We start from the raw sequence: 23,059 nt of genomic DNA on the forward strand, positions 1-23,059 counted from the left end.
AACCAGGCACGACCCTCTTGAAAACCGTCGTGGCAGCGATGTCACCGTGGTTCAAATCCCACACCCACCGCAGGTGAACGGTCCCTGACCAGGTGAATCGGTCGGGGGTCATTCTCTTGCGGGCTGTCCGTCAATCACCGTGGCTCCCCGTCAGTTCCTGTCCGACCGGGCACGGCAGGGGCACGGGCACCTTGGCAGCAGCGGGAGTCCGTAGGATGGCGGACGGGGCGGAGCCGTAGCGCAGAGGTCGTCGCGCGCGGTCTCCAAAATCGCGAGGACGCCGGTTCGAATCCGGCCGGTTCCGCCTTCCCGCCCCGTCGTACTTGGCGTGTCTGCCGCGCGGTACCAGGACCTGTCCGGGCGAGCATGGCCAAGGGCGACGTCGTCCTCAAGCGCTGCCCTGATTCGACTTCTGACCTGCAGTAGATCTCAGTTGCGGTGCATCCGTGGTTCACGGTGGTATTCCGGCATGAGCAGAATTGCTGAGGTCATCGTGCTGGCGCAGGACGCGGACGAGGTCATGGAGCCACTGACGCGGCGCGACGACACACGCACCTGGAACGGAGCGTTCTTCGAGATGCTGCCCGGCGGAAACTGGGGGTTCGGCTGGGGTGCGGAGTTCGTGCGGATGGGCAGTAGATCCGGGTTGTTGAAGCACCTGGAGTCCTTGCCGTGGCCCCGGCCGGAGACGGTGCAGGTCCTGATCCATGACGAGGAGGACGACTGTTTCGGGCTGTGGATGATCCACGACGGCAAACTGGTGGAGATACCCCTTCCGCGCACGCGGCGGGCCTATTGGTCCGGACCGCACGACGAAGAGTTCCCACCCGACCCCGGGATCCTGAGCAGGACGGACAGCCGCCCCATTGACTGGCCGAAGGAGATCGAGGGTGGCGACCAGTCTCGGCCTCCGGCCTGGTGAGGGCGATCAGGCTCGAAGCCGGATGGCGACGGCTGCCGCGGTCGCGGTGCCGAGGAAGACGTACCCGCGCTTGTCGTAGCGAGTCGCCGCGGCCCGTGCGTGTTTGAACTTGTTGATGGCCCGCTCGACGGTGTCGCGCTTCTTGTACCGCTCTTCGTCGAAGCCCGGTGGCCGTCCGCCGCGCAATCCTTTGCGGAGGCGGGCGGCCTGGCTGTCGCCCTTCACCACCCGCCTCCGACGGGAGATCGCGGCTCGCGCCGGACTCACGCAGGTGGAACTGAAGGAATCGGCCCGGCTCTCATACGGCAAGGTCGCGGAGTTCCAGAAGCGCGGGGCGATCCACTTCCACGCCGTGATGCGGATCGGCGGACCGGACGGGCCCGGTACTCCTCCTCCGTCCTGGGCCACCGTCGACCTGCTCCGCCAGCGCACTCCCCCCAGCGATCACCACACAGTGCTACCACCGATTACGAGAGCCGTCGGCCTGGACGCACCCGCCGATCGCAGCGCCAGGAGATCACTGACACTGCTTCCAGGCCAGGTGGTGCACGGTTTTGATCCTGCCGTCCGTCGAGTCCATCTCCATGAAGCTGGTGGCGCTCGGGCTCGAAGTGCCGCGCTCGACCCGCAGTTCAGTGTTGATGTTGAGGTTGCGCTCCTCCCCGCAGGGGGCGAAGGCCCGGGAGGCGACGTCCACGGTGTCGGTCGTCTGCCAGTTGCCGTTGAACCCGCCTTTGAAGTGATGGGTCGAGTTGGTGGTGTGGGCGTTGCCCTGGAAGTGGTAGCTGGCCCGCTGGGTCCCGGACGCACCCGGCGCCAGTGACGCGAAGCCGCGGTAGTCGGCGGACACGATCGCGTAGGTGTAGCCACCGGGGACGTGCACTCGCAGGTTGAGCTGACAGTCCTTCTTCCGGTCGGTCGGCGCCGACCCGGGCCCCACCTGGGCGAGGTAGTTACTGTAGGTGACGGTGAAGGCGGTGTTGTCAGGGGACACGGTCACGGCGGCCGTCCCCGCCGGGCAGCCGGAACCGTTGACCGCCACGGTGTCGATGACGATCCGGTCCGGCGGCGGGGACGGGTTGCCGCCGAAGGCCGACGAGCCGAACAATGATGTGGCGGCACCAGTCGCGGCCAGCGCACGGAGCACCATGGGCTTCCCTTCAATCGTCCACGGATCCAGGGCGGGCGTCGCTTTCCGAGCCCGACCCCCGGATTTCACGTGGGCATCGCACCACACGTTGCGTGTGCGCGTGCAGAAGGTGACGCTCCAGTCACTCAAACGGCCTTCAGGGTGGAGACCTCGTTCACCCACGCACGGGACAGAGCGGCGCGCGAGCTCGGATACACCGGCAGACTCAATCTGCTCTACCGCTACATCACCCAGGGGGCGCGCCGAGGGTGACAAGCCGGTGGCTCTCCACCAAGCGGTCATAGATGTGCTGGGTAGTGTGCCGCTGTTCGGGAGGAGCGTCCAGGTCAGCCCGCAGCATGCCGTCGATCAGCGACTTGTAGGGATCGAGCCGGGACTCCTTGCCCCGCTGCTTCTTCCGCGGCTGCGGCCACTGCCCGTCCAGAGCCCGCCGGACCGTCCTCCAGGTCACATTGCGCGTGCGCTGAAGCGCCCGCAGCGACATGCCCACCCGGTGATCCCGCCGCATCGCCGGTACAACTCGACCTTCGACTGCGAGCTACCCATGAGGCCCCCAGCGGGAGAAGCACACCTCACAGTCCCACCGCAAGCACCCAAGTGACGTCAAAACAAACTGACATCGCAAACTCGGTCAGATGGTGACGCTCACAGTCACATCGAAACGGCTCCCGCAGTCACGCACATAACCAGGGGGGAACAGGGATGGCCGTCAAGTACTTCATGTTGGTCTGCGACGACGTGCCCCACGAGGTGGTGCTCGTCCACCCGGGTGCCTGTCCACTCGACGTGGCCCAGGTCGTACGCCGGATGACTGGACTGAGCCTCTGGCGTAGCAAGGTCCTGGTGGATCAAGCCCCTGTCGTGATTCTCGACCGCATTCCGGAAGAGACCGCCGAGAGAGCGGTCGCGGCCCTGCGCGATGCAGGAGAACAGGCAGAGCTGAGGCAGCAGCCGGAACCGCATTCCCCTGGTCCTGTCGCCTGACGGCCCGGTCGAGCAGCTCACGGCCCAGAGACGGCCCCAGCACAGCAGCAAGCCCCCTACCGGCGGAGAACTCGCAGGTAGGGGGCTTGATCAGTCCGTCTTACTTCTTCTTGCCCTGGTTCTTCACGGCCTCGATGGCGGCCTTCGCCGCGTCCGGGTCGAGGTACGTGCCGCCCGGCTCGATCGGGCGGAAGTCGGCGTCCAGCTCGTAGGAGAGCGGGATGCCGGTCGGGATGTTCAGGCCCGCGATGTCGGCGTCGGAGATGCCGTCGAGGTGCTTGACCAGGGCACGGAGGCTGTTGCCGTGCGCGGCGACCAGGACCGTGCGGCCGGCCAGGAGGTCCGGGACGATGCCGTCGTACCAGTACGGCAGCATGCGGACGACGACGTCCTTGAGGCACTCGGTGCGCGGGCGGAGCTCCGGCGGGATCGTCGCGTAGCGCGGGTCGTCGCTCTGGGAGAACTCTGTGCCGTCCTCGAGGGCGGGCGGCGGGGTGTCGTACGAGCGGCGCCAGAGCATGAACTGCTCCTCGCCGAACTCGGCGAGCGTCTGCGCCTTGTCCTTGCCCTGCAGGGCACCGTAGTGGCGCTCGTTCAGCCGCCAGGAGCGGTGGACGGGGATCCAGTGACGGTCCGCGGATTCCAGCGCGAGCTGTGCGGTGCGGATGGCGCGCTTCTGGAGGGAGGTGTGCAGGACGTCGGGGAGCAGGCCGGCGTCCTTGAGCAGCTCACCGCCGCGGACGGCCTCCTTCTCGCCCTTCTCCGTGAGGTTGACGTCCACCCAACCGGTGAACAGGTTCTTCGCGTTCCATTCGCTCTCGCCGTGGCGGAGGAGGATCAGCTTGTACGGTGCGTCGGCCATGGGCCCGAGCGTAATCGAAGCCGTACGGGCGTTGCGCGGCCGGTCACAGGGCGGACAGGCGGGGCGGGTGAGGGGCCGGGGGCGTGACGATTGACGGCCGGCGTCAATTGACTGGCGGACCGGAATCCGGGATTCGTAATGTTCGGATGGCCGACGGGCCTCTTACCGTCGGTGTTCGTTCCGTACTTCCCTGGGGGGATTCCGTATGTCTGTCGCCGGTTTCAGACGGGCCGCACGCGAATCCGTGTCCGGTCTCCCCAGGGAGTTCTGGTGGCTGTGGACCAGCACGCTGGTCAACCGCCTCGGGGCGTTCGTCGCCACCTTCATGGCGCTCTACCTGACCCTCGACCGGGGCTACTCCGCCTCGTACGCCGGTCTGGTCGCCGCGCTGCACGGGCTCGGCGGGGTCGTCTCCTCGCTCGGGGCGGGGGTGATGACCGACCGGCTGGGCCGCCGGCCCACCATGCTCATCGCGCAGACCTCGACCGCCGTGTCCGTGGCCGTGCTCGGGTTCATGGTCCATCCGGTGGCGATCGCGGCCGTCGCCTTCGTCGTCGGCATGGCCAGCAACGCCTCGCGGCCCGCCGTGCAGGCCATGATGGCCGACATCGTCCGGCCCGAGGACCGGGTGCGGGCCTTCTCGCTCAACTACTGGGCGATCAATCTGGGCTTCGCCGTCTCCTCGGCCGGGGCCGGGTTCGTCGCCGAGTACAGCTACCTCGCCGGGTTCCTCGGGGAGGCCGCGATGACGCTCGTCTGCGCCTTCGTCGTCTTCATGAAGGTGCCCGAGTCACGGCCGGAGAAGTCGGCGCCGGCCGGGCATGCGGTCACCGGCGCCGACGAGGTCCGGCTCTCCACCGTGCTGCGCGACGGGCGGTTCATGAGCGTCGTCGGGCTGTCCTTCGTCATCGCCCTGATCTTCCAGCAGGGGTACGTGGGGCTGCCGGTGGCCATGGGGGCGGACGGGTTCTCCAGCTCCGACTTCGGCACCGCCGTCGCCGTCAACGGTGTACTGATCGTGGTGCTCCAGATCCCGGTCACCCGCTTCATCCAGCACCGTGATCCGCGCCGGCTGCTCATCGTGTCGTCGCTGCTGGCGGGGTACGGATTCGGGCTCACCGCGTTCGCCGGTTCGGTCGCCGTGTACGCGCTGACCATCTGCGTCTGGACGGTCGCCGAGATCGTCAATTCGCCCGTCCAGACCGGTCTGGTGGTCCGGCTCTCGCCCGCTCAGGGCCGCGGCCGCTACCAGGGCATGTACACGATGTCCTGGTCCGCGGCGGCGCTGGTCGCACCGCTGATGTCGGGTGTGGTGATCGACCGGTTCGGGGCGCAGTGGCTGTGGGGGACGTGTGCGGTCCTGGGTACCGGGGCCGCGCTCGGGTACGGGCTGCTGATGCGGAATCTGCCGGGGGACGACGGGGCGGCCTCCGAGGGCAGCCGGGTGGCGGAGAGCGGCCGCACGGTGACGGGAAGGGGCCGGGATGCGGGGGATGCCGTCCCGGTCGGTCCCGGGGCCGACGCCGATGCCGGGCCCGGGCCTTCCGCCTAGGGGACGCGCGGACGCCGCCCGGCGCTGCATCGGCACACGAAGGGCGCCCCACACGGAGCAGCCGCTCCGCGTGGGGCGCCCTTCCGGCTCCGTACAGGCCCGCCGGTCAGCCGCTGCAGCCACCGCACTGGCACGGGGCCCCGGACTGGCATCCGCATCCGCAGCCCGAGCCGCAGCCGCAGGCGCCGAGCACGGTCAGGTGCACCACTTCAGCGGGTGCCTCCTGCTGGGGGTCGGTCGTGGGGGAATCGGCCATGGTTCCTCCTCATTGCGCACGACAGGGCCGTACGCCACGACGACGCGCGTACGACCGGGGCGTACGGACAAGGCGTGCCGCCCCACCCCATTGCATGCCCAACGGGGCGGGCGCATCAACGGCGCACACGCGCAGAGACACATGTGCGACGGGTTGCGACGGCGTACGCCGCTACGCGCCCTCCACCGTTGTCTGCTGCTGGATCTCGTCGGCGTGCTCGCCCGTCACCAGGTAGACCACGCGCTTGGCGACCGACACCGCATGGTCGGCGAAGCGCTCGTAGTAGCGGCCGAGCAGTGTCACGTCGACGGCCGTCTCGATGCCGTGCTTCCAGCGATCGTCCATCAGGTGCTGGAACAGAGTGCGGTGCAGCAGGTCCATCTCGTCGTCGTCCTGCTCCAGCTGGAGCGCCAGATCGACGTCCTTGGTGATGATCACCTCGGCCGCCTTGGCCATCAGGCGCTGCGCCAGCTGCCCCATCTCCAGAATGGTGGCGTGCAGGTCGTGCGGCACCGCCGATTCCGGGAACCGCAGCCGGGTCAGCTTGGCGACATGCTGGGCGAGGTCGCCCGAGCGCTCCAGATCGGCGCTCATCCGCAGCGAGGTGACCACGATCCGCAGATCCGTCGCCACGGGCTGCTGGCGCGCGAGCAGCGCGATGGCCCGCGCCTCCAGGTCGTGCTGGAGGTCGTCGACCTTCTGGTCCGCGGCGATCACGCTCTCCGCGAGCTTGAGATCGGCATCGAGCATGGACGTCGTCGCCCGGCCGATCGCCGACCCGACGAGCCGGGCCATCTCGACCAGTCCCTCGCCGATCGAGTCGAGTTCCTCGTGGTACGCGTCACGCATGGAAGTCCCTCTCCAGTCCTCACTAAGGCCGGGGCCAGGTATGAACCCCACGCTGCCACCATGGGCGGCGTACGCGTCGGATTCCGGCCGCCCAAGTGAACCAACCCTTGCTCCTCGGTGAACTCTGGGCGACGAGTGTTCGGATCCGCACTCGGATGGCTGGGAGAGTCCTCCCGGACCCGCATAACCTTGACGTATGGACGTGAACGCGGCAGTCGCCGCAGCTGCGGCGATCGGCGGTGCGTGTACCGGCGTGATCGCCATGCTGGCGTTCCGCTGGAGCGAGCGCGACCAGAAGAAGCCGACGCGTACCTCCCTGCGGCCCGACAGCAATGCCCCCCTGCCCCCGGGGGTGGACACGGTCCTGTCCGTGCTCAGCTCCTCCGCGGTCGTGCTCGACGAGAGCGACAGCGTGGTCAAGGCCAGCTCCGCCGCCTATGCGCTGGGCCTGGTCAGGGGCGGGCGGCTCGCTGTCGACGCGATGCTGAACATGGCCAGGGACACCCGCCGGGACGGTGAGATACGGCAGGTCGAACTGGATCTCCCCAGGCGCGGTACGGGCCGCGGCGAGGCCCTCGCGGTGTCCGCCCGGGTCGCCCCGCTGGGCTCCCGTCTGGTGCTCCTGCTGGTCGAGGACCTCACCGAGGCCCGCCGCATAGAAGCGGTACGGCGCGACTTCGTCGCCAACGTCAGCCATGAGCTCAAGACCCCGGTCGGCGCGCTCTCGCTGCTCTCCGAGGCCGTGATGGACGCTTCCGACGACCCGGAGGCGGTGGAGCGGTTCGCGGGGCGGATGCAGATCGAGGCGACCCGGCTGACCAACCTCGTACAGGAGATCATCGACCTCTCCCGGGTGCAGAACGACGACCCGCTGGAGGACGCCGAGCCGGTCCGGGTGGACGAGCTGGTGGCCGAGGCCATCGACCGCTGCCGCCAGCAGGCCGGCTCGAAGCAGATCACCATGGCAGCGGGCGGCACCGCGGAGCTCCGTATCTGGGGCAACCGCGGCCAGCTCGCAGCGGCGCTCGGCAACCTCGTCGAGAACGCCGTCAACTACAGCCCCGCCCGTACCCGAGTGGGCATCGCCGCCAGGCGACTGTCCGTACCCGGCGGGGACCAGATCGAGATAGCCGTGACCGACCAGGGCATCGGTATCTCGGAGAAGGACCGCGAGCGGGTCTTCGAACGCTTCTACCGCGTCGACCCGGCCCGCTCACGGGCCACCGGTGGCACCGGCCTCGGCCTCGCCATCGTCAAGCACGTGGCCGCCTCGCACGGCGGGGAGGTCACGGTCTGGAGCTCGGAGGGCCAGGGCTCCACCTTCACCCTGCGGCTGCCCGAAGCGGGCGCCGTACGGGAACGGGACCGCAGCTCGGGCGGACCGCTCATCGTCAACGGCGACGAGGGCCCCTGCGGACCCGCTCACCCCGACACCCTTGATTCATTCCCTGCCCCGGAGGTCCTTCCGTGACCCGAGTGCTTGTCGTCGAGGATGAGGAATCCTTCAGCGACGCCCTGTCCTACATGCTCCGCAAGGAGGGTTTCGAGGTCGCCATCGCGGCCACGGGCCCGGACGGGCTGGACGAGTTCGAGCGCAACGGCGCCGACCTCGTGCTGCTCGACCTGATGCTGCCGGGCCTGCCCGGTACGGAGGTCTGCCGTCAGCTGCGCAGCAGGTCCAACGTCCCCGTGATCATGGTCACGGCCAAGGACAGCGAGATCGACAAGGTCGTCGGCCTGGAAATAGGAGCCGACGACTACGTCACCAAGCCGTTCTCCTCGCGGGAACTCGTCGCCCGCATCCGCGCGGTGCTGCGCCGCCGCGGCGAGCCGGAGGAGGTCACGCCGGCCGCGCTGGAGGCGGGCCCGGTCCGGATGGACGTGGACCGCCACGTCGTCACGGTCTCCGGCGGCAAGGTCGACCTCCCGCTCAAGGAGTTCGACCTGCTGGAGATGCTGCTGCGCAACGCGGGCCGGGTCCTGACCCGCATGCAGCTGATCGACCGGGTCTGGGGCGCGGACTACGTGGGCGACACCAAGACCCTCGACGTCCATGTCAAGCGCCTGCGCGCCAAGATCGAGCCCGACCCGGGCGCACCGCGCTTCCTGGTGACGGTGCGGGGCCTGGGGTACAAGTTCGAGCCGTAAACCGGCCCGTGTGCGACGGCGGAGGGGGCCCCCCGAAAGGGAGGGCGCCCTCCGCCGTCCGCGTACCCGCGTACGGTCAGTCGGTCTGCGCCGAGGCGGACGCGGCGTCGCTCGGGGCGACCGTGTCGCTCTCGGAATCCGACGCGCCCGGGGCCCCCGCAGCCGGCGAGGCGGCACCGGACGGCGTGGTGGAGGTCTCGGGCGACTGCGCCACCGGCAGCGAGCTCGGGCCGAAGCCCTGGAAGTAGCTGGTCGCCGGAACGACGAACGCGCCGAGCGAGATCTCACCGGTCGAGCTGAACTTGAAGACGACGGGCTGCACATTGCCCGCCTGCGCGGCCTCGCGGCTGTTCTCGATCACGGCGGACGCATTGCCCTCGCCGCCGAGAACCACCCTGCCGCCGGCCGGGACCACGACCGGTCCGGCGCCCTTGGCGGCGTGCAGCTTCACCGAGACGCTCGTACCCGGCAGGGTGACGGAGTCCAGGGTCTGCTGCTTGTGGCCTTTGTTGAACAGCGTCGCGGAGACGACGGCCGGGCCCTCGGCGTTGCGCTCGGGCTGGGTGATGACGTTCGCGTTCTGGATGCTGATGTCACCGGAGGCGGCGGCAGCAGTGTCCGGCCTGACCTTGAGCGTCGCTGCGTCATTGCCCGCACCGCACGCGGTGAGCGAGGCGATCGAGAACACGATGGCTGTGGCGGCGAGGGCGCCGTGTCGAAGGCTGCGGCTCACGGCGGCGGCAACTCCTTGAACGTGTCGGACTGCGGACGGGAGGGGCGGGCGACGTAAAGCCGCCCTAAGGGTGTGTCAGCGGCCTTAGGCTACCGAGCCGCCCGTCCCGCCCCGCACCCGACCCGCCCCTTCGCGCACCGGCACTTCCCGGAGCCGGTGCCGTTCGGGGTCCGCACCCGGCCGAGGTTCGCGGACCGGCGCATCCCGAAACCGGTCGACACGCGCCGTTCACATATCGCCGGTGATCAATTCATGGAGCGTGGCGCATTCCGCGCGCATAACCGATCGCATCGGGGGCTGATCAATTCCATTGATCCATCACACTTACATCCGTACGGGTGATCGACGTCCGAACGGAGTACGGAAAGTTCATCATCCAGAATCCGGCAAAACGGGACGTTCGGCCACTTTGGTGGGGGGTTCGGATGTGCGCAACGTACGCGTTTCGCCTCGCCCGTACAGCCGCTCCGACCTGCGAATACCGTCTCCCGTGAGCCTTCCGCAGCACGTACGTGTTGCTGTTGTCAAGCCCCGAGATATGCCCTGACCTGCGAAAACGCCATTCAGGAGAAGCTGTTCTCGTGTTACTCTTGATAGCCACGGAAGGGGTACCTGTCACATGACGTTCAAGGTTGGCGACACCGTGGTCTATCCCCATCACGGGGCCGCGCTGATCGAGGCTATCGAAACTCGCCAGATCAAAGGCGTGGACAAGACCTACTTGGTGCTCAAGGTCGCCCAGGGCGACTTGACGGTTCGTGTGCCGGCGGACAATGCGGAGTTCGTGGGTGTGCGCGACGTGGTCGGGCAGGAGGGGCTGGACCGGGTCTTCGAGGTGCTGCGTGCACCGTATGCCGAAGAGCCGACGAACTGGTCCCGGCGCTACAAGGCAAATCTGGAGAAGCTCGCCTCCGGCGATGTCATCAAGGTCGCCGAAGTTGTTCGCGACCTGTGGCGTCGTGAGCGCGAGCGTGGACTCTCCGCAGGTGAGAAGCGCATGCTCGCCAAGGCTCGTCAGATTCTGGTGAGCGAGCTCGCTCTCGCGGAGAACACGAACGAAGACAAGGCCGAGGCTCTGCTCGACGAGGTACTCGCGTCCTGAACCGGCTCGCGCCGGTCGTAAAAAAATGTGCCGCGGTGCCCGCTGACAACCGTATTCACGGTATGTCGTCGGGCGCTGCGGCATGTCCGGATTCGGTCAGGACGTGTCTGGATTACGTTCTGACTCGCCGATGCGTTGGCTTCATCGGCGATCCCCCCGATACGTTGCTCGCGATCTTGTGTAGCCGATCCCGAGCGACCGGTGCGGCTTGTCCGACTTCGACCAGGTGTCACGGAAAGGGCCCGGTCGAGTCATGGCGTGGCGCCCGGCTCGCTTGTGGCCATACCCATGTCGGCTGTGGAAACAAACATGCCGAAGCTTCGGAGTGCAACCGATGTCTGATCAATCGCGTCCGTACCGCACCGCCGCCGTGATTCCCGCGGCCGGCCGCGGCGTACGGCTCGGCCCGGGCGCCCCCAAGGCGCTCCGCGCGCTGGGTGGGACGCCCATGCTCATCCATGCGGTACGGGCCATGGCGGCGTCCCGTTCCGTGTCCCTGGTCGTCGTCGTCGCGCCGCCGGACGGCGCCGCCGAGGTCAAGAACCTCCTCGACGAGCACGCCCTGCCCGAGCGCACCGACTACCTCGTCGTGCCCGGCGGCGAGACCCGGCAGGAGTCGGTGCGGCTCGGTCTCGACGCGCTGCCCGAGGACGTCTGTGTCGTCCTCGTCCACGACGCGGCGCGCCCGCTGGTGCCCGTCGACACCGTGGACGCGGTGATCGAGGCGGTACGGGACGGGGCGCCCGCCGTCGTCCCCGCGCTGCCGCTCGCCGACACCGTCAAGGAGGTCGAGCCCGGTCCGCCGGGGGAGCCGGAGCCGGTCCTCGGCACGCCCGTACGGGCCAGGCTGCGCGCCGTGCAGACTCCGCAGGGCTTCGACCGCGACACGCTCCTGCGTGCGCACAAGACGGTCGCCGTCAGTGGCGAGGGCGCCACGGACGACGCGGGCATGGTGGAGCAGCTCGGGGCGCCCGTCGTGGTCGTACCCGGGCACGAAGAGGCGTTCAAGGTGACCCGGCCGCTGGATTTGCTGCTGGCCGAGGCGGTACTCGCACGCAGGAGGGCGAACGATGGCTTCTGAGGAACGGACCGGGCCCGTGATCCCGCTCGTCGGGATCGGCACGGACATCCACGCCTTCGAAGAGGGCCGCGAGCTGTGGTGCGCGGGACTGCTGTGGGAGGGCGAGGGGCCCGGCCTGGCGGGGCACTCCGACGCCGATGTCGTCGCGCACGCCGCGTGCAACGCGCTCTTCTCCGCCGCTGGGCTCGGCGACCTCGGCCGGCACTTCGGCGCGGGGCGGCCCGAGTGGTCCGGCGCCGCCGGAGTCACCCTGCTGACCGAGGCGGCGCGAATCGTACGGGCCGAGGGCTTCGAGATCGGCAATGTCGCCGTTCAGGTCGTCGGCGTACGGCCGAAGATCGGCAAGCGGCGTGACGAGGCGCAGAAGGTGCTCTCGGCCGCCGTGGGGGCGCCCGTCTCGCTTTCCGCCGCCACCTCCGACGGGCTCGGCTTCACCGGGCGGGCCGAGGGCCTCGCGGGGATCGCGACGGCACTGGTCTACCGCACGGGCTGACCTGCCGGTGGGTGGGGGCGGGGCCCTCGCGCCAGTCCCCGGGCCACCGAGGTGCACGAACGCAGGCAGGAACGGGAAGCGGGAGGGGCGACGCGGGGTTGGGGCACGGGCAGAAGTGCACCGGCAAGAAGTACGCGGAGTTCAATCGTTCCTGGGCAGTGAACATAAGTTGCACTGGCACGCCCCGAACGGTCTTGGGCGCACTGGTCCTCCGCTTTCGCGTCCTGGGCGGCGACGCATATCCCGTATGCGGTCCGTCCCGGGTGGGCGGAATTCCTGCGACCTGGCCATGTGGGTGTGGCCAGAGGCGACGGGGAGGCCCCGAACCATCACTCCGGTGATACGGGGGCCCCGACTGCTGACGCCACACCCGGCGTCCCAGATCGCGCCACACATTACGCACATCCGCCAGGCGCGCCCACGGAACGTCGCGCCGTTCACTCAATCGTGCCCATGTTCGCCAAAACGAGGTACCGGACCAGCAGTTGTGAGCCCCACGGCCGGTGACGACGACGAGCGCGTCGTCGTCCGCATCACGCCGCGCAAGGTCGTCGGGCGCATCCGGCAGACACTCCGCCGCCCCGGACTGTTCCCCGTCATTCCCAAGGGGTCGCGGGGCACTGGTGCGCGCCCACTACCCTTGAGGCGTGACTATTCGCCTGTACGACACCAGCGCCCGGCAGATCCGTGACTTCGTACCGCTCACAGCGGGCTGTGTCTCGATCTACCTCTGTGGCGCGACTGTCCAGGCCGCCCCGCACATCGGGCACATCCGTTCCGGGCTGAACTTCGACATCATGCGCCGCTGGTTCGAGTACCGCGGCTACGACGTCACGTTCATCCGGAACGTCACCGACATCGACGACAAGATCATCGCGAAGTCGGCCGAGCAGGGCCGCCCGTGGTGGGCCATCGGGTACGAGAACGAGCGGGCGTTCAACGCCGGCTACGACGCGCTCGGCTGCCTCCCGGTCACATACGAACCCCGCGCGACCGGCCACATCACCGAGATGATCGAGATGATGAGGGGCCTGATCGAGCGTGGCCACGCCTACGCGGCCGACGGCAACGTCTACTTCGACGTGCGCTCCTTCCCCGGCTACCTGGAGCTCTCCAACCAGGACCTGGACGATCTGCGCCAGCCGTCCGGCGAGGGCGAGACCGGCAAGCGCGACCAGCGCGACTTCGCGATGTGGAAGGCGGCCAAGCCCGGCGAGCCGAGCTGGGAGACCCCGTGGGGCCGCGGCCGGCCCGGCTGGCACCTGGAGTGCTCCGCCATGGCGCACAAGTACCTCGGTACCGCCTTCGACATCCACGGCGGCGGCATCGACCTGATCTTCCCGCACCACGAGAACGAGATCGCCCAGGCCAAGGCGTACGGCGACGACTTCGCGAAGTACTGGGTGCACAACGGCTGGGTCACCATGTCCGGCGAGAAGATGTCGAAGTCGCTCGGCAACTCCGTCCTGGTCAGCGAGATGGTCAAGCAGTGGCGTCCGATCGTGCTGCGCTACTACCTCGGCACCCCGCACTACCGGTCGATGATCGAGTACAGCGAGGAGGCCCTGCGCGAGGCCGAGTCCGCGTTCGCGCGGATCGAGGGCTTCGTGCAGCGCGTCGTCGAGAAGGCGGGCGGTGAGGTCGCCGCGGCTCCCGAGGTCCCGCCGGCGTTCGCCGAGGCGATGGACGACGACCTGGGCGTCCCGCAGGCGCTCGCGATCGTCCACACCACGGTCCGCCAGGGCAACTCCGCACTCGCCGCCGACGACAAGGAAGCCGCCGTCGCCCGGCTCGCGGAGGTCCGCGCGATGCTCGGCGTCCTCGGCCTCGATCCGCTCGACGAACACTGGGCGGGCGAGAGCGACCGCGGCGACGACCTGCACGGGGTCGTCGACACGCTCGTACGCCTCGTCCTGGACCAGCGCCAGTCGGCCCGCGAGCGCAAGGACTGGCCGGCCGCCGACGCCATTCGCGACCAGCTCAACCAGTCCGGACTCGTCATCGAGGACAGCCCGACCGGGCCACGGTGGACACTCGGCCCGCGCCAGTAGTCCTCACCATGTGCCGCTCGGCGATCCGGGCGGCACACTTTCATTACGTACGCACGTCTGAAGCAACGAAACAGGTAGGTCATGGCCGGGAACAGCCAGCGCAGGAACCGCCGCACGTCCAACAAGAAGGGCATGCAGGTCGGCAGCGGTGGCCAGCGACGCCGTGGTCTCGAAGGCAAGGGACCGACGCCGCCCGCCTCCGCCCGTAAGGGACACAAGAAGAACCGGGTGGCGAACGCCCAGGCCAAGCAGGCCGCGGCCCGCCGTCCCGCGCCGCGGCGCGGCGGCGCCAAGGGAACGTCCGAGATGGTCGTCGGCCGCAACCCGGTCTACGAGGCCCTGCGCGACGGCGTCCCGGCGACGACCCTGTACGTCCAGCAGTACATCGACAACGACGAGCGGGTCCGCGAGGCGCTCCAGCTCGCCGGCGAGCGCGGCAACATCAACCTGATGGAGGCCCCGCGTCCCGAGCTGGACCGGATGACGAACGGCCTGAACCACCAGGGCCTCGTCCTCCAGGTCCCGCCGTACGAGTACGCGCACCCGGAGGACCTCACCGCCGCCGCGTACGACAAGGGCGAGGACCCGCTGATCGTCGCCCTCGACGGCGTCACCGACCCGCGCAACCTGGGTGCGATCGTCCGCTCCGTCTCCGCGTTCGGCGGCCACGGCGTGGTCGTGCCGGAGCGGCGCGCGGCCGGGATGACGGCGGGCGCATGGAAGTCCTCGGCGGGCACGGCGGCCCGTACGCCGGTCTCCCGGGTGACGAACCTGACCCGGGCCCTGGAGGGCTACCAGAAAGCCGGCATCACGGTCGTCGGTCTCGCCGCGGACGGTGAGCACACCGTCGAGGACCTGGAGGCCCTCGCCGGCCCCGTCGTCATCGTCATCGGCAGCGAGGGCAAGGGCCTGGGCCGCCTCGTCGGCGAGACCTGCGACTACCGGGTCCGCATCTCGATGCCGGGCGGCGCGGAGTCGCTGAACGCGGGTGTCGCGGCCGGGATCGTCCTGTACGAGGTTGCGCGGCGCCGGGGCTGAAAGTGCACCCGGCCGGGGGGCGGCCGACCGGGGCGCCCCCTGCCGGACCCCATTGACGGGCCTCGGACACTTCGGGCCCGTCAAGGCAGTGTCCTAAACACACATCACTCGGTTAGATGAGTGTGGACACCAGAACGCCTCGGTTCGACGAACAACCCGCCCTGAGCATGGCCAAGGTGGACTGCGACCCTGCGCAGGTCATCGTCAACCACGCCAGCTTCCGGGTGCGGCTCGCCCCCGGCCAGCGCCCGCGGCTGCGCGGTCTGGCCCCCGCCGGCGTGCCCAGGATGCCCGCCATGAGCGGCTCCGCCGGAGCTGTGCGCCGCAGGCGCTCGCCCGTCGTGTGGAGCGGCCGGTCCGCCCCCGGGGACCCCGGCGCCACCGGACTCCTCCAAGCCGTACGGAACTCCACCGCGGGCCGCCCGGCCACCGCGTACGACCCCTACGCCGGCCACGAGTTCGACGGCGGGCTCGGCGCTCGCGGCACCCAGGTCATCGAGCGCCTCGAAGACACCCAGCCCAACCCCGTCATCACCGCGCCCCAGCAGCCGGGCCGCCACGGCAGCGGCCCCCTGCTGCCGCCCATGCGCCGGGCGGTCGGCGCCTACGACCCCGTCGACACCGGGCCGTACGGCCGAGAGGCGTACGACGAGGGCGAGGACGAGTACGACGACATCACCGAGGCCCGGGGGCGGCGCCACAGCGGCGATTCCGTACGGCACGCGTACTACCCCGGGCGCCGGATGAACCTCGGCGTCGTGCTGCTGCCCATGCGTGTGTTCCTCGGCTTCATCTCCATCTACGCCGGCATGGGCAAGCTGTGCGACCCCGTCTACTTCGACGGCGGCGAGCGCGGCTCCATGGTCAAGTGGCTGACCTCGCTGCACCCCTGGGGGCTGGCCGAGCCACTGCGCGACTTCGCGCTCTCGCACCCGGTGGGCGCTGGACTCACCGTTGCCTTCCTCCAGGTCGTCGTCGGCGTCCTCACCGTCCTCGGTCTCTGGCAGCGCGTCGCCGCCTCCGTCGGCGCTCTCCTCTCCGCCGCCCTGCTGGTCACCGTCACCTGGCGCACCGTCGCCGTCTACGACGCGCCCGACATCATCTACCTCGCCGCCTGGAGCCCGCTGATCATCGCGGGCGCCCCCGTCTACTCCGTCGACGGACGGCTGGCAGGTGAGGCCTGGCGCAGGCTCGGCCCGCGCTCGGCGATCTGGGACCTCCGCCGCCGGGTGCTGCGCCGGGGCGCCGTCGTCGCCACCGTCGTCGTCGGCCTCACCCTTCTCGTGGGCTCCGTGCTCGGCGGCGCTGTCCGCTCCTCCGAGGTCGTCACCGTGCCCGGTCCGGGCGACCCGACCAACCAGCTCCCCGGCTCTCCGCTTCCGCAGGAGTCCGGTAGCGGCCGGGCCTCCCACACGGCCGACGGGCGGCGCCCCTCGCCCTCCCGCAGCAGCGCCTCCACCACCCCGTCCAACAAGGCGTCCACGCCCGCTGCAGAAGCCGTCCGCGAGTCCGGCCAGGCGGATGCCGGTGCCGGACAGCCCAGCCAGACCCAGGGCACCGCCCAGCAACCCCCGCAGCAGACGACCCCGCAGCAGCCGCCGTCCAGCAGCTCCGGCCCGAGCTCCTCCGGCTCCACCGGTACCGGCGGCGGTTCCACGGGCGGCGGCTCGGACAGCGGTGGCGGCTCCACCGGCGGAACGTCCGGCGGCGGGCAGAACCCCATCGGTGGTCTGCTCGGCTGAGACCCCGGACTGCAGCAGACGAAGGGGCGGTCACCGGAACGAACCGGTGACCGCCCTTCGCGTACTGCGCCGCTCTTTCCTACTGCCCGTCGAGCTCCTTGGCGGCCTCGGTCAGGTCCTTCGCCGTGTCGATGGCCCGCCAGTACGCCCCGTGCGGCAGCGGGTACCCGGCCAGCCTGCGCTCGCGGGCCAGCCGCGGGAACGTCGTCCGCTCATGGTCGCCCCGGTCCGGCAGCAGCGTCGTGAACGTCGGCGAGAAGACGTACACACCGGCGTTGATCAGGTACGGCGACGGCGGCGACTCGATGAAGTCGGTGATGTGCCCGAACGCGTCCGTCTCCACTGCACCCCACGGGATACGGGGACGGGCCAGGGCCAGTGTGGCGGTCGCATCGCGCTCTGCGTGGAACGCGGCCATCTCGCGCAGGGAGAAGCGCGTCCAGATGTCGCCATTGGTGGCGTACCAGGGCTGTTCCGGATCGGGCAGCCGGGCGGCGGCGTACTTCAGCCCGCCGCCACGGCCCAGGGGCTCGGACTCCACGACGGTCGTCACTCGCAGTGGCAGCACTGCCGAGTCCAGCCACTCCTGCAGTACCTCGGCCAGATGACCGCACGACACCACGGCGTCGGTCACGCCCTCGGCGGCCAGCCAGGACAGCTGATGGCCGATGATCGGAGTCCCGGTGCCCGGGATCTCGACCATCGGCTTGGGGCGGTCATCGGTGTACGGGCGCAGTCGCGATCCCTGGCCACCCGCCAGGATCACGGCCTGCGTCGGAAACGTATGCATGCCAGGCACGATATGCGGTGCCCGGACCGGCGGGTCAGCTGAACTGTGCGACGCCCGAGGCGAACGACGTGTCGCAGACGGGGCGCGAGAACCGGTGGGCGCGCGTCGGACCGTACTGCTCGACCGCGGCGCGGCCCAGCGCCTTCGCGATCGACATGCAGTGCCGGGCGAGTGAGGGGCGGCCCTCGACGGAACGCTGCAGGTCCGTCAGCGCGACACCCGGGTCCTTCTCCCGAAGCTCCACGAGCAGCCGGTCACGGAGGATGTCCTGCGGAGTGCGCGCCTTGGCACGCTTCGAAAGACTGTGAGCCGATGCGGTCAGGACCTGCGACTCGGAATTGTGCGCTGCCCACGGCACGCTGGTGACGGCAAGAGTCCCGGAGAGGACCATCACGACGGGCAGTACGAAAGCGAGGGTTCGGCCGATGCGGCGCGCGGTGTGGGTCACGCAGCGAGCGTAGCGGGCAGTGATGATTTGGCGACATTTCGTCACCCTTGAGGGGGATGGTTCGAGGATGCTTTTCGAATCGCGTGTTGACGAGCCGCGGCGAAATGACCGGTGTGCCGGGGATTTCGGCGCTGTACGGATCCAAACCCAAACACGCCCTGCGGCGCGCGAACGGCCCCGCACGGAGAACGTGCGGGGCCGGCTGCGGGGCGGGTGTGCGGGTCGTCAGTCGGTGAGACGCGCACCCGTCGAGGTCGAGAAGACGTGCAGCTCGTCCGGGCGCGGCACGACGTGCAGCTTGGTGCCCTTCTCCGGAACGGCGCGGCCACCGACGCGGACGACCAGGTCCTTGTCCTCGCCGCCGACCCGCGCGGAGCCGTAGACGAAGCCGTCGGCACCGAGCTCCTCGACGACGTTGACCGAGACGGCCAGGCCGGCCGGGGCGTCGGCGCTGTCCTTGGTGAGCGACTTGGCGGCGGCGCCACCGTGCTCGACGATGTCGAAGTGCTCGGGGCGGATGCCGACGGTGACGGTCGTGTCGCCATTGTCCGCAGCGGCGGAGAGCGCCTCGCGGGAGACCGGGACGACGCTGTTGCCGAACTTCACACCGCCGTCGGTGATCGGGACCTCGACCAGGTTCATGGCCGGGGAGCCGATGAAGCCGGCCACGAAGAGGTTCGCCGGCTTGTCGTACATGTTGCGCGGCGAGTCGACCTGCTGGAGCAGACCGTCCTTGAGGACCGCGACACGGTCACCCATGGTCAGGGCCTCTACCTGGTCGTGCGTGACGTACACGGTCGTGATGCCCAGACGGCGCTGGAGCGAGGCGATCTGCGTACGGGTGGAGACACGGAGCTTGGCGTCGAGGTTCGACAGCGGCTCGTCCATGAGGAAGACCTGCGGCTCACGCACGATGGCGCGGCCCATCGCGACACGCTGACGCTGACCACCGGAGAGCGCCTTCGGCTTGCGGTCCAGGTACTCGGTGAGGTCCAGCATCTTGGCGGCCTCTTCGACCTTCGCCCGGATCTCGGTCTTGTTGACACCGGCGATCTTGAGCGCGAAGCCCATGTTGTCCGCGACGCTCATGTGCGGGTAGAGCGCGTAGTTCTGGAACACCATGGCGATGTCCCGGTCCTTCGGGGGCAGGTGCGTGACGTCGCGGTCGCCGATGCGGATCGCGCCGCCGTTGACGTCCTCAAGACCCGCGAGCATGCGCAGGGAGGTCGACTTGCCACAACCGGAAGGACCGACGAGGACGAGGAACTCACCGTCCGCGATGTCGATCTCGAGCTGGTCCACGGCCGGCTTGGTGGAGCCGGGGTAGACGCGGGACGCCTTGTCGAACGTGACACTGGCCATGCTGAATCTTCTCCTTCACCGGCAGGAACGTGCCGGACGATCCGAGTAAGGGAGTGGTCTGGTCCACTTGGGTGAATCCTCAGCGACGCTACCTGGCCATGTGAAATCTGTCAGTAGTTCGAGGGACGCGAAATTTTGGGACCGCGCAGGGAGCGGTGTTGGTTACACTGCTCTGGCATGCCTCCTTAGCTCAGCTGGCCAGAGCAACGCACTTGTAATGCGTAGGTCGTCGGTTCGAATCCGACAGGGGGCTCCGGGAAGGCCCAGGTCAGACACTCTCTGACCTGGCTTTTTCCTTGTCCGGTGGGGCGCTGTCGGCAGACGCTGCCGGCTCGGATCGTGCGACCGAAGCCACGGGGTGCGCGAGGGGAGCGCATGAGCGCAACGCCTGTGCGGCGGGGTGCGCGGGAGGCGGCGCGACGGCGCTGCTCATCGGATCGGCAAGGCTCCTCGGAGATCACGCCGGTTTTGTGGAAGCGCTCCAACCTCCGCTTCAAAGCAGCACGCCGACGGAGCCGCCGAGATCGCGATGCAACCACCACCTGAGTTCTCTGCCGAATCCGGGGCGGTTGGGGCTGGCGACGCATCCGACCGACACGCTCGGAAGCATGCTTCCGCAGGGGCGCTTGTGGCATCACGGCACCGTGAACCAGCAGACGTCACCGGAGTCGGGCAACTGGGACAGGTGTCGCACCTCCGCTGCGATCCGCGCGAGGGCGTCGGCCTTCTCCAGGCGCCACGGCAGGAAGGGCTCTTCCGCCGACTCCGTCAGTTCGCCGGCCCGGACGCCGGCGTCGTACAGGTCGCCGATGATGCGCAGGAGGAGAGCCAACTGCTCCTCGAACGAGGCGCCACGCCCGAGAAGGCTGCCCACGGAACCGCTGACGACCGAGAAGCCGATCCAGTCGTCGTGCGCGTACTGGATCAGATAGTCCAGCTCGTTGCGGTACGCGTCCTGGTTCACCATCGCTCAGTCTTTCCCGTGCTGCGGAATGTGGAATCGTTTCATGTCCAGGCCGTCCACGCCGTTGTAGTCAATGGTTGCTCCACCGGACTTGCTGAACGGCCGGTAGCAGTCGGGCTCTGAGGAGGTGTGGAGGGGGGCGTTCGCCCCTACTTCTTGGGCTTCTTCTGCTTGGGGCTCGGGTCCTTCCTCTTCCCTTCAGCCTGCGCCTTCTTGGCGCGTTTGGACTTCTTCCGGGCCTTCTCTGCCTTGCGCGCGGCTTCTTCCGCCTCAGCTTTGCGCTGTAGGGGACCAGCTTGGCGGTGGCTTCGGCCGCGCTCTTCCCGACGTGGAGGACGCTTAATGGTGACGTCGGGTATTGGAACTGTCCGAGTGCCTGCGGCCGGGGCCCATGTGCCGCCCTGGACCCCGGTGTCAGTCACCGTGCGTGCAGGTGCCAGGAATGGGTTGGACCTGTTCGAAGTGGAACGCCTTGATGAAGCAGTCGCGCGGTTGGGTGAGGGCGAAGAGGATGCACTCCACGAGTGACTGCGCGGTGAGGGCGTCCTTGGCCTCGCGCGCTGTGGTCTCCCACTCCTCGGAGAGCGGGTCAGGGTTGTTGAAGTCGGGTGGGTAGAGGGAGATCACCCTGACTCCCTGGGGCCGCAGGCGCTTGGAGAGGATCTCGGCGAAGCCTGCCTGGGCGCTCTTGGCCGCGTAGAAGGCGTCGTGCGCGTCCGAGCGGTGATGACCAGCCGTTCCGCAGGCGGAGACCATGGTCACCACATCTGGCTTGTCAGAGTTGAGCAGGAGAGGGAGGAAGTTCTTCACGGTCAGGACGGTGCCGGTGGCGCCGGATGCGATGGTGTCGACGACGTCGGCGTCGGAGGCGGATTGGAGGTCTGGGCCGTCGAGGTAGCGGGAGCCGTTGTTGATCAGCACGTCGATGCGGTCGGTGTGACGGGCGACGTCGGCAGCGAAGTCGCGGATCGAGGCGGGGTTTGTCAGGTCGCAGGCGAAGGCGTGGACCTGCTGGTGCCCTCGGTCGCGGATCTCGTCGCGGACGTGCTCAGCGGCGGCGAGAGTGCGCGCGGAGAGGAAGACTTCGGCGCCGAGGTCCGCGAGACGGATGGCCAGGGTGCGGCCGAAATCGCGGCCGGCGGCGGTGATGACCACGCGGTGGTCGTCGAATCTCATGTCGGTACTCCTGCTCCGGGGATCGGATGGTGCGGTGAAGTGCGGCGGCTGACCTCGGCGGCGTAGTTGGCCCAGTCGCCGGCGGAGAGTCGTTGCCAGGCGACGGCGACGTCGGTGTGGATGCCCAGGGTGCGGGCGAGGATCGCGGCGGGGATTTCGGTGGCGAGCTGGAAGAGTGCGGTGCTGCGGGCCGGGTTGGGGCGGATCCCGAGCTGATTCAGGTGTTGGGTCAGCTGTGTGGTGCTGATCGGTCGTCCGGGCTGGCCGCCGGGGAAGAGCCATGGTGACGGGGCTAAGCCTTGATCCACCGATCTGATGGCTGTGGATGACTCTTCGGGAAACAAGGAAGTGCCTTGTGACCTGCGATGATGGGAGTTCTTGAGGCTTCCAGCACGCACGATCGGCAAGGCACTTCCGAGATGCAGGTTTCCCATACTCCAGCGGCGGTCTCCGCCGCGTTCGATGACCCGAATCTGGTCGCGCATGCCGGGCTGGTTCCGGTGATGCGGCTGGCCGAACGGTGTGGGCTGTCGGGCCTGGTGACGCAGAAGGTGAAGCTGAGCGGGACGACGAACGGCGCGGGTGCGTCGGCGGACGCCAAGGTCCGCAGCATCGTGGCCGGCATGGCGGCGGGCGCGGACAGTATCGACGACCTCCATATCCTGCGGCACGGCGCGATGCCGGCCCTGTTCCGGGGGGTCCGTGCGCCGTCCACGCTGGGCACCTTCCTCCGTTCGTTCACCCACGGTCACGCACTCCAACTCCACGCTGTCCAACGCAGGTTCCTCGGTCAACTGGCCGCGCACGCCCCGCTGCTTCCCGGCTCCGGCGAGAAGGCGTTCATTGATGTCGACTCCACCCACAAGCGGGTCTACGGCCGGGCCAAGCAGGGCGCCGAGTACGGCCGGTTCAAGGGCATCCGCACCCTGGTACGGCCAGTTCCATACGCCAGGACGGTCTGTTCGGCGCGGAGTTCATGATGCCTGTCACCCAACGCCCGCACCTGATCGAGCACTACACGTCCCCCGAGAAGCTCAGGCGTCACTTCATCGGCGACTGGGACGTTCTGCTGACCCTGCGAACGAATGAGTTCGCCGAGCGAGCCCACATCGGCCAGCTCCAGGACCACACCCACCGGATGGGCCTGTGGCCCAGGGCGACCTGAGGTCGGCCGTCTTCCGCCTTCTCATCGATCTCAATGTGGCAGACCCTTCACAGGTTGACCACCTCGCCGACAGCCTGCTAGACATCCTCGGCCACCATCGCCATGCGCTCCAGAGGAGTAGCTGACGTAGTCGCGGCCGCGGAACAACTGGGCCCAGTTCGTGCTGGCCTGCTACAGGTCGGCCGCCTCGA

The 23,059-nt window shown here is 68.9% G+C and carries 25 protein-coding genes, 2 tRNA genes and 2 pseudogenes; 16 read left to right on the forward strand and 13 right to left on the reverse strand.

Annotated features, from left to right (window positions below):
- Positions 1 to 229 precede the first annotated feature (229 nt).
- Both ACZ7IB_RS25890 and ACZ7IB_RS25895 read left to right on the forward strand, forming a co-directional pair.
- Positions 230 to 304: transfer RNA gene (locus ACZ7IB_RS25890), tRNA-Trp, on the forward strand.
- 165 nt (positions 305 to 469) lie between these two features.
- Positions 470 to 922 (forward strand): hypothetical protein, encoded by a 453-nt coding sequence (locus ACZ7IB_RS25895; protein WP_351263483.1) that lies wholly within the window; start codon positions 470 to 472, stop codon positions 920 to 922.
- 6 nt (positions 923 to 928) lie between these two features.
- Here ACZ7IB_RS25895 and ACZ7IB_RS25900 read toward each other — a convergent pair whose 3' ends face one another.
- On the reverse strand, positions 929 to 1,147 hold the full coding sequence (locus ACZ7IB_RS25900) for a hypothetical protein (RefSeq protein WP_470916121.1): 219 nt from the start codon (positions 1,145 to 1,147) through the stop codon (positions 929 to 931).
- On the opposite strand from ACZ7IB_RS25900, the pseudogene ACZ7IB_RS25905 reads away from it, so the two are divergent.
- Positions 1,143 to 1,344, forward strand: a pseudogene (locus tag ACZ7IB_RS25905) (replication initiator); the annotation flags it as partial. The gene ACZ7IB_RS25900 and the pseudogene ACZ7IB_RS25905 sit on opposite strands and share 5 nt — an antisense overlap.
- Before the next feature lie 95 nt (positions 1,345 to 1,439).
- Here ACZ7IB_RS25905 and ACZ7IB_RS25910 read toward each other — a convergent pair.
- Positions 1,440 to 2,069 (reverse strand): DUF4360 domain-containing protein, encoded by a 630-nt coding sequence (locus ACZ7IB_RS25910; RefSeq protein WP_470916299.1) that lies wholly within the window; start codon positions 2,067 to 2,069, stop codon positions 1,440 to 1,442.
- 229 nt (positions 2,070 to 2,298) lie between these two features.
- Positions 2,299 to 2,556 carry a hypothetical protein gene (locus ACZ7IB_RS25915; protein ID WP_470916123.1) on the reverse strand — a complete coding sequence of 86 codons (258 nt, stop codon included), beginning with the start codon at positions 2,554 to 2,556 and terminating at the stop codon, positions 2,299 to 2,301.
- Positions 2,557 to 2,774: 218 nt separating this feature from the next.
- Here ACZ7IB_RS25915 and ACZ7IB_RS25920 point away from each other — a divergent pair, with 218 nt between their 5' ends.
- Positions 2,775 to 3,056, forward strand: coding sequence for a ribosomal protein L7/L12 (locus ACZ7IB_RS25920; RefSeq protein ID WP_470916125.1), 282 nt, complete (start codon positions 2,775 to 2,777; stop codon positions 3,054 to 3,056).
- A gap of 100 nt (positions 3,057 to 3,156) precedes the next feature.
- On the opposite strand, the gene ACZ7IB_RS25925 is transcribed toward ACZ7IB_RS25920, so the two are convergent.
- The gene (locus ACZ7IB_RS25925) at positions 3,157 to 3,918 is read right to left on the reverse strand and encodes a phosphoglyceromutase (RefSeq protein ID WP_266359292.1); all 762 of its coding nucleotides are present in this window, start codon (positions 3,916 to 3,918) and stop codon (positions 3,157 to 3,159) included.
- A gap of 205 nt (positions 3,919 to 4,123) precedes the next feature.
- Here ACZ7IB_RS25925 and ACZ7IB_RS25930 point away from each other — a divergent pair, with 205 nt between their 5' ends.
- On the forward strand, positions 4,124 to 5,470 hold the full coding sequence (locus ACZ7IB_RS25930) for an MDR family MFS transporter (RefSeq protein WP_470916127.1): 1,347 nt from the start codon (positions 4,124 to 4,126) through the stop codon (positions 5,468 to 5,470).
- 106 nt (positions 5,471 to 5,576) lie between these two features.
- Here the strand turns inward: ACZ7IB_RS25930 and ACZ7IB_RS25935 are convergent, their stop codons facing one another.
- Together ACZ7IB_RS25935 and phoU are read right to left on the reverse strand one after the other, a co-directional pair.
- On the reverse strand, positions 5,577 to 5,726 hold the full coding sequence (locus ACZ7IB_RS25935; protein WP_327369013.1) for a hypothetical protein: 150 nt from the start codon (positions 5,724 to 5,726) through the stop codon (positions 5,577 to 5,579).
- Between the two features lie 171 nt (positions 5,727 to 5,897).
- Positions 5,898 to 6,575 carry a phosphate signaling complex protein PhoU gene (gene phoU / locus ACZ7IB_RS25940; RefSeq protein ID WP_405685767.1) on the reverse strand — a complete coding sequence of 226 codons (678 nt, stop codon included), beginning with the start codon at positions 6,573 to 6,575 and terminating at the stop codon, positions 5,898 to 5,900.
- A 196-nt stretch (positions 6,576 to 6,771) separates the two neighbouring features.
- Between phoU and phoR the strand changes: the two genes are divergently transcribed.
- Both phoR and phoP read left to right on the forward strand, forming a co-directional pair.
- Positions 6,772 to 8,046, forward strand: a complete 1,275-nt coding sequence (gene phoR / locus ACZ7IB_RS25945; protein ID WP_470916132.1) for a two-component system sensor histidine kinase PhoR — start codon at positions 6,772 to 6,774, stop codon at positions 8,044 to 8,046.
- 5 nt (positions 8,047 to 8,051) lie between these two features.
- Positions 8,052 to 8,723 (forward strand): two-component system response regulator PhoP, encoded by a 672-nt coding sequence (gene phoP, locus ACZ7IB_RS25950; protein ID WP_470916301.1) that lies wholly within the window; start codon positions 8,052 to 8,054, stop codon positions 8,721 to 8,723.
- Between the two features lie 76 nt (positions 8,724 to 8,799).
- Here phoP and ACZ7IB_RS25955 read toward each other — a convergent pair whose 3' ends face one another.
- The gene (locus ACZ7IB_RS25955) at positions 8,800 to 9,456 is read right to left on the reverse strand and encodes a copper chaperone PCu(A)C domain-containing protein (RefSeq protein ID WP_470916135.1); all 657 of its coding nucleotides are present in this window, start codon (positions 9,454 to 9,456) and stop codon (positions 8,800 to 8,802) included.
- Positions 9,457 to 10,075: 619 nt separating this feature from the next.
- Between ACZ7IB_RS25955 and ACZ7IB_RS25960 the strand changes: the two genes are divergently transcribed.
- The 6 genes from ACZ7IB_RS25960 to ACZ7IB_RS25985 all read left to right on the forward strand — a co-directional run bounded on the left by ACZ7IB_RS25960 (position 10,076) and on the right by ACZ7IB_RS25985 (position 16,963).
- A complete protein-coding gene (locus ACZ7IB_RS25960) occupies positions 10,076 to 10,558 on the forward strand; it encodes a CarD family transcriptional regulator (protein ID WP_006380568.1) in 483 nt (160 codons plus the stop codon).
- Between the two features lie 334 nt (positions 10,559 to 10,892).
- Positions 10,893 to 11,639: a 2-C-methyl-D-erythritol 4-phosphate cytidylyltransferase gene (gene ispD, locus ACZ7IB_RS25965; protein ID WP_470916137.1), complete on the forward strand. Its 747-nt coding sequence runs from the start codon at positions 10,893 to 10,895 to the stop codon at positions 11,637 to 11,639.
- A complete protein-coding gene (gene ispF, locus ACZ7IB_RS25970; protein ID WP_470916139.1) occupies positions 11,629 to 12,132 on the forward strand; it encodes a 2-C-methyl-D-erythritol 2,4-cyclodiphosphate synthase in 504 nt (167 codons plus the stop codon). Before ispD ends, ispF begins: the two co-directional genes overlap by 11 nt.
- Positions 12,133 to 12,779: 647 nt before the next feature.
- Positions 12,780 to 14,183, forward strand: coding sequence for a cysteine--tRNA ligase (gene cysS, locus ACZ7IB_RS25975; protein WP_470916141.1), 1,404 nt, complete (start codon positions 12,780 to 12,782; stop codon positions 14,181 to 14,183).
- Between the two features lie 81 nt (positions 14,184 to 14,264).
- Positions 14,265 to 15,221, forward strand: coding sequence for a 23S rRNA (guanosine(2251)-2'-O)-methyltransferase RlmB (gene rlmB / locus ACZ7IB_RS25980; RefSeq protein ID WP_266359276.1), 957 nt, complete (start codon positions 14,265 to 14,267; stop codon positions 15,219 to 15,221).
- A 116-nt stretch (positions 15,222 to 15,337) separates the two neighbouring features.
- On the forward strand, positions 15,338 to 16,963 hold the full coding sequence (locus ACZ7IB_RS25985; RefSeq protein ID WP_470916143.1) for a DoxX family membrane protein: 1,626 nt from the start codon (positions 15,338 to 15,340) through the stop codon (positions 16,961 to 16,963).
- A 79-nt stretch (positions 16,964 to 17,042) separates the two neighbouring features.
- On the opposite strand, the gene ACZ7IB_RS25990 is transcribed toward ACZ7IB_RS25985, so the two are convergent.
- The 3 genes from ACZ7IB_RS25990 to ACZ7IB_RS26000 all read right to left on the reverse strand — a co-directional run bounded on the left by ACZ7IB_RS25990 (position 17,043) and on the right by ACZ7IB_RS26000 (position 19,563).
- Entirely contained in the window at positions 17,043 to 17,753 is a 711-nt protein-coding gene (locus ACZ7IB_RS25990) for a nucleotidyltransferase family protein (RefSeq protein WP_470916144.1), read from the reverse strand.
- 34 nt (positions 17,754 to 17,787) lie between these two features.
- Complete coding sequence (locus ACZ7IB_RS25995; protein ID WP_470916145.1) at positions 17,788 to 18,201, reverse strand: hypothetical protein; 414 nt, start codon at positions 18,199 to 18,201, stop codon at positions 17,788 to 17,790.
- Between the two features lie 225 nt (positions 18,202 to 18,426).
- Positions 18,427 to 19,563 carry an ABC transporter ATP-binding protein gene (locus ACZ7IB_RS26000; RefSeq protein WP_470916148.1) on the reverse strand — a complete coding sequence of 379 codons (1,137 nt, stop codon included), beginning with the start codon at positions 19,561 to 19,563 and terminating at the stop codon, positions 18,427 to 18,429.
- A gap of 179 nt (positions 19,564 to 19,742) precedes the next feature.
- On the opposite strand from ACZ7IB_RS26000, the gene ACZ7IB_RS26005 reads away from it, so the two are divergent.
- Positions 19,743 to 19,816: transfer RNA gene (locus ACZ7IB_RS26005), tRNA-Thr, on the forward strand.
- A gap of 381 nt (positions 19,817 to 20,197) precedes the next feature.
- Here the strand turns inward: ACZ7IB_RS26005 and ACZ7IB_RS26010 are convergent.
- From ACZ7IB_RS26010 to ACZ7IB_RS26020, 3 genes are all read right to left on the reverse strand, one after another.
- Entirely contained in the window at positions 20,198 to 20,530 is a 333-nt protein-coding gene (locus ACZ7IB_RS26010) for a hypothetical protein (protein WP_470916149.1), read from the reverse strand.
- Between the two features lie 411 nt (positions 20,531 to 20,941).
- Positions 20,942 to 21,703, reverse strand: coding sequence for an SDR family oxidoreductase (locus ACZ7IB_RS26015; RefSeq protein WP_470916151.1), 762 nt, complete (start codon positions 21,701 to 21,703; stop codon positions 20,942 to 20,944).
- On the reverse strand, positions 21,700 to 22,011 hold the full coding sequence (locus ACZ7IB_RS26020) for a hypothetical protein (protein WP_470916152.1): 312 nt from the start codon (positions 22,009 to 22,011) through the stop codon (positions 21,700 to 21,702). Before ACZ7IB_RS26020 ends, ACZ7IB_RS26015 begins: the two co-directional genes overlap by 4 nt.
- Before the next feature lie 306 nt (positions 22,012 to 22,317).
- On the opposite strand from ACZ7IB_RS26020, the pseudogene ACZ7IB_RS26025 reads away from it, so the two are divergent.
- A pseudogene (locus ACZ7IB_RS26025) lies at positions 22,318 to 22,617 on the forward strand (IS1380 family transposase); the annotation flags it as partial.
- A gap of 62 nt (positions 22,618 to 22,679) precedes the next feature.
- Positions 22,680 to 22,868 carry a hypothetical protein gene (locus ACZ7IB_RS26030; RefSeq protein ID WP_470916154.1) on the forward strand — a complete coding sequence of 63 codons (189 nt, stop codon included), beginning with the start codon at positions 22,680 to 22,682 and terminating at the stop codon, positions 22,866 to 22,868.
- Positions 22,869 to 23,059: the final 191 nt, after the last annotated feature.

This window comes from Streptomyces sp. NPDC037301 (genome assembly GCF_055602785.1).

Excerpts from the sequence above, each read along its gene's own strand:
- ACZ7IB_RS26030 (WP_470916154.1), top strand. The coding sequence starts at position 22,680 with ATGATGCCTGTCACCCAACGCCCGCACCTGATCGAGCACTACACGTCC.
- ACZ7IB_RS25985 (WP_470916143.1), top strand. The coding sequence starts at position 15,338 with ATGAGTGTGGACACCAGAACGCCTCGGTTCGACGAACAACCCGCCCTG.
- ACZ7IB_RS26015 (WP_470916151.1), bottom strand. The coding sequence starts at position 21,703 with ATGAGATTCGACGACCACCGCGTGGTCATCACCGCCGCCGGCCGCGAT.
- ACZ7IB_RS25990 (WP_470916144.1), bottom strand. The coding sequence starts at position 17,753 with ATGCATACGTTTCCGACGCAGGCCGTGATCCTGGCGGGTGGCCAGGGA.
- ACZ7IB_RS25915 (WP_470916123.1), bottom strand. The coding sequence starts at position 2,556 with ATGTCGCTGCGGGCGCTTCAGCGCACGCGCAATGTGACCTGGAGGACG.
- phoU (WP_405685767.1), bottom strand. The coding sequence starts at position 6,575 with ATGCGTGACGCGTACCACGAGGAACTCGACTCGATCGGCGAGGGACTG.
- ACZ7IB_RS25920 (WP_470916125.1), top strand. The coding sequence starts at position 2,775 with ATGGCCGTCAAGTACTTCATGTTGGTCTGCGACGACGTGCCCCACGAG.
- rlmB (WP_266359276.1), top strand. The coding sequence starts at position 14,265 with ATGGCCGGGAACAGCCAGCGCAGGAACCGCCGCACGTCCAACAAGAAG.
- ispD (WP_470916137.1), top strand. The coding sequence starts at position 10,893 with ATGTCTGATCAATCGCGTCCGTACCGCACCGCCGCCGTGATTCCCGCG.
- ACZ7IB_RS25960 (WP_006380568.1), top strand. The coding sequence starts at position 10,076 with ATGACGTTCAAGGTTGGCGACACCGTGGTCTATCCCCATCACGGGGCC.
- ACZ7IB_RS25895 (WP_351263483.1), top strand. The coding sequence starts at position 470 with ATGAGCAGAATTGCTGAGGTCATCGTGCTGGCGCAGGACGCGGACGAG.
- ACZ7IB_RS25935 (WP_327369013.1), bottom strand. The coding sequence starts at position 5,726 with ATGGCCGATTCCCCCACGACCGACCCCCAGCAGGAGGCACCCGCTGAA.
- ispF (WP_470916139.1), top strand. The coding sequence starts at position 11,629 with ATGGCTTCTGAGGAACGGACCGGGCCCGTGATCCCGCTCGTCGGGATC.
- ACZ7IB_RS25925 (WP_266359292.1), bottom strand. The coding sequence starts at position 3,918 with ATGGCCGACGCACCGTACAAGCTGATCCTCCTCCGCCACGGCGAGAGC.
- ACZ7IB_RS26010 (WP_470916149.1), bottom strand. The coding sequence starts at position 20,530 with ATGGTGAACCAGGACGCGTACCGCAACGAGCTGGACTATCTGATCCAG.
- phoR (WP_470916132.1), top strand. The coding sequence starts at position 6,772 with ATGGACGTGAACGCGGCAGTCGCCGCAGCTGCGGCGATCGGCGGTGCG.
- ACZ7IB_RS25930 (WP_470916127.1), top strand. The coding sequence starts at position 4,124 with ATGTCTGTCGCCGGTTTCAGACGGGCCGCACGCGAATCCGTGTCCGGT.
- ACZ7IB_RS26000 (WP_470916148.1), bottom strand. The coding sequence starts at position 19,563 with ATGGCCAGTGTCACGTTCGACAAGGCGTCCCGCGTCTACCCCGGCTCC.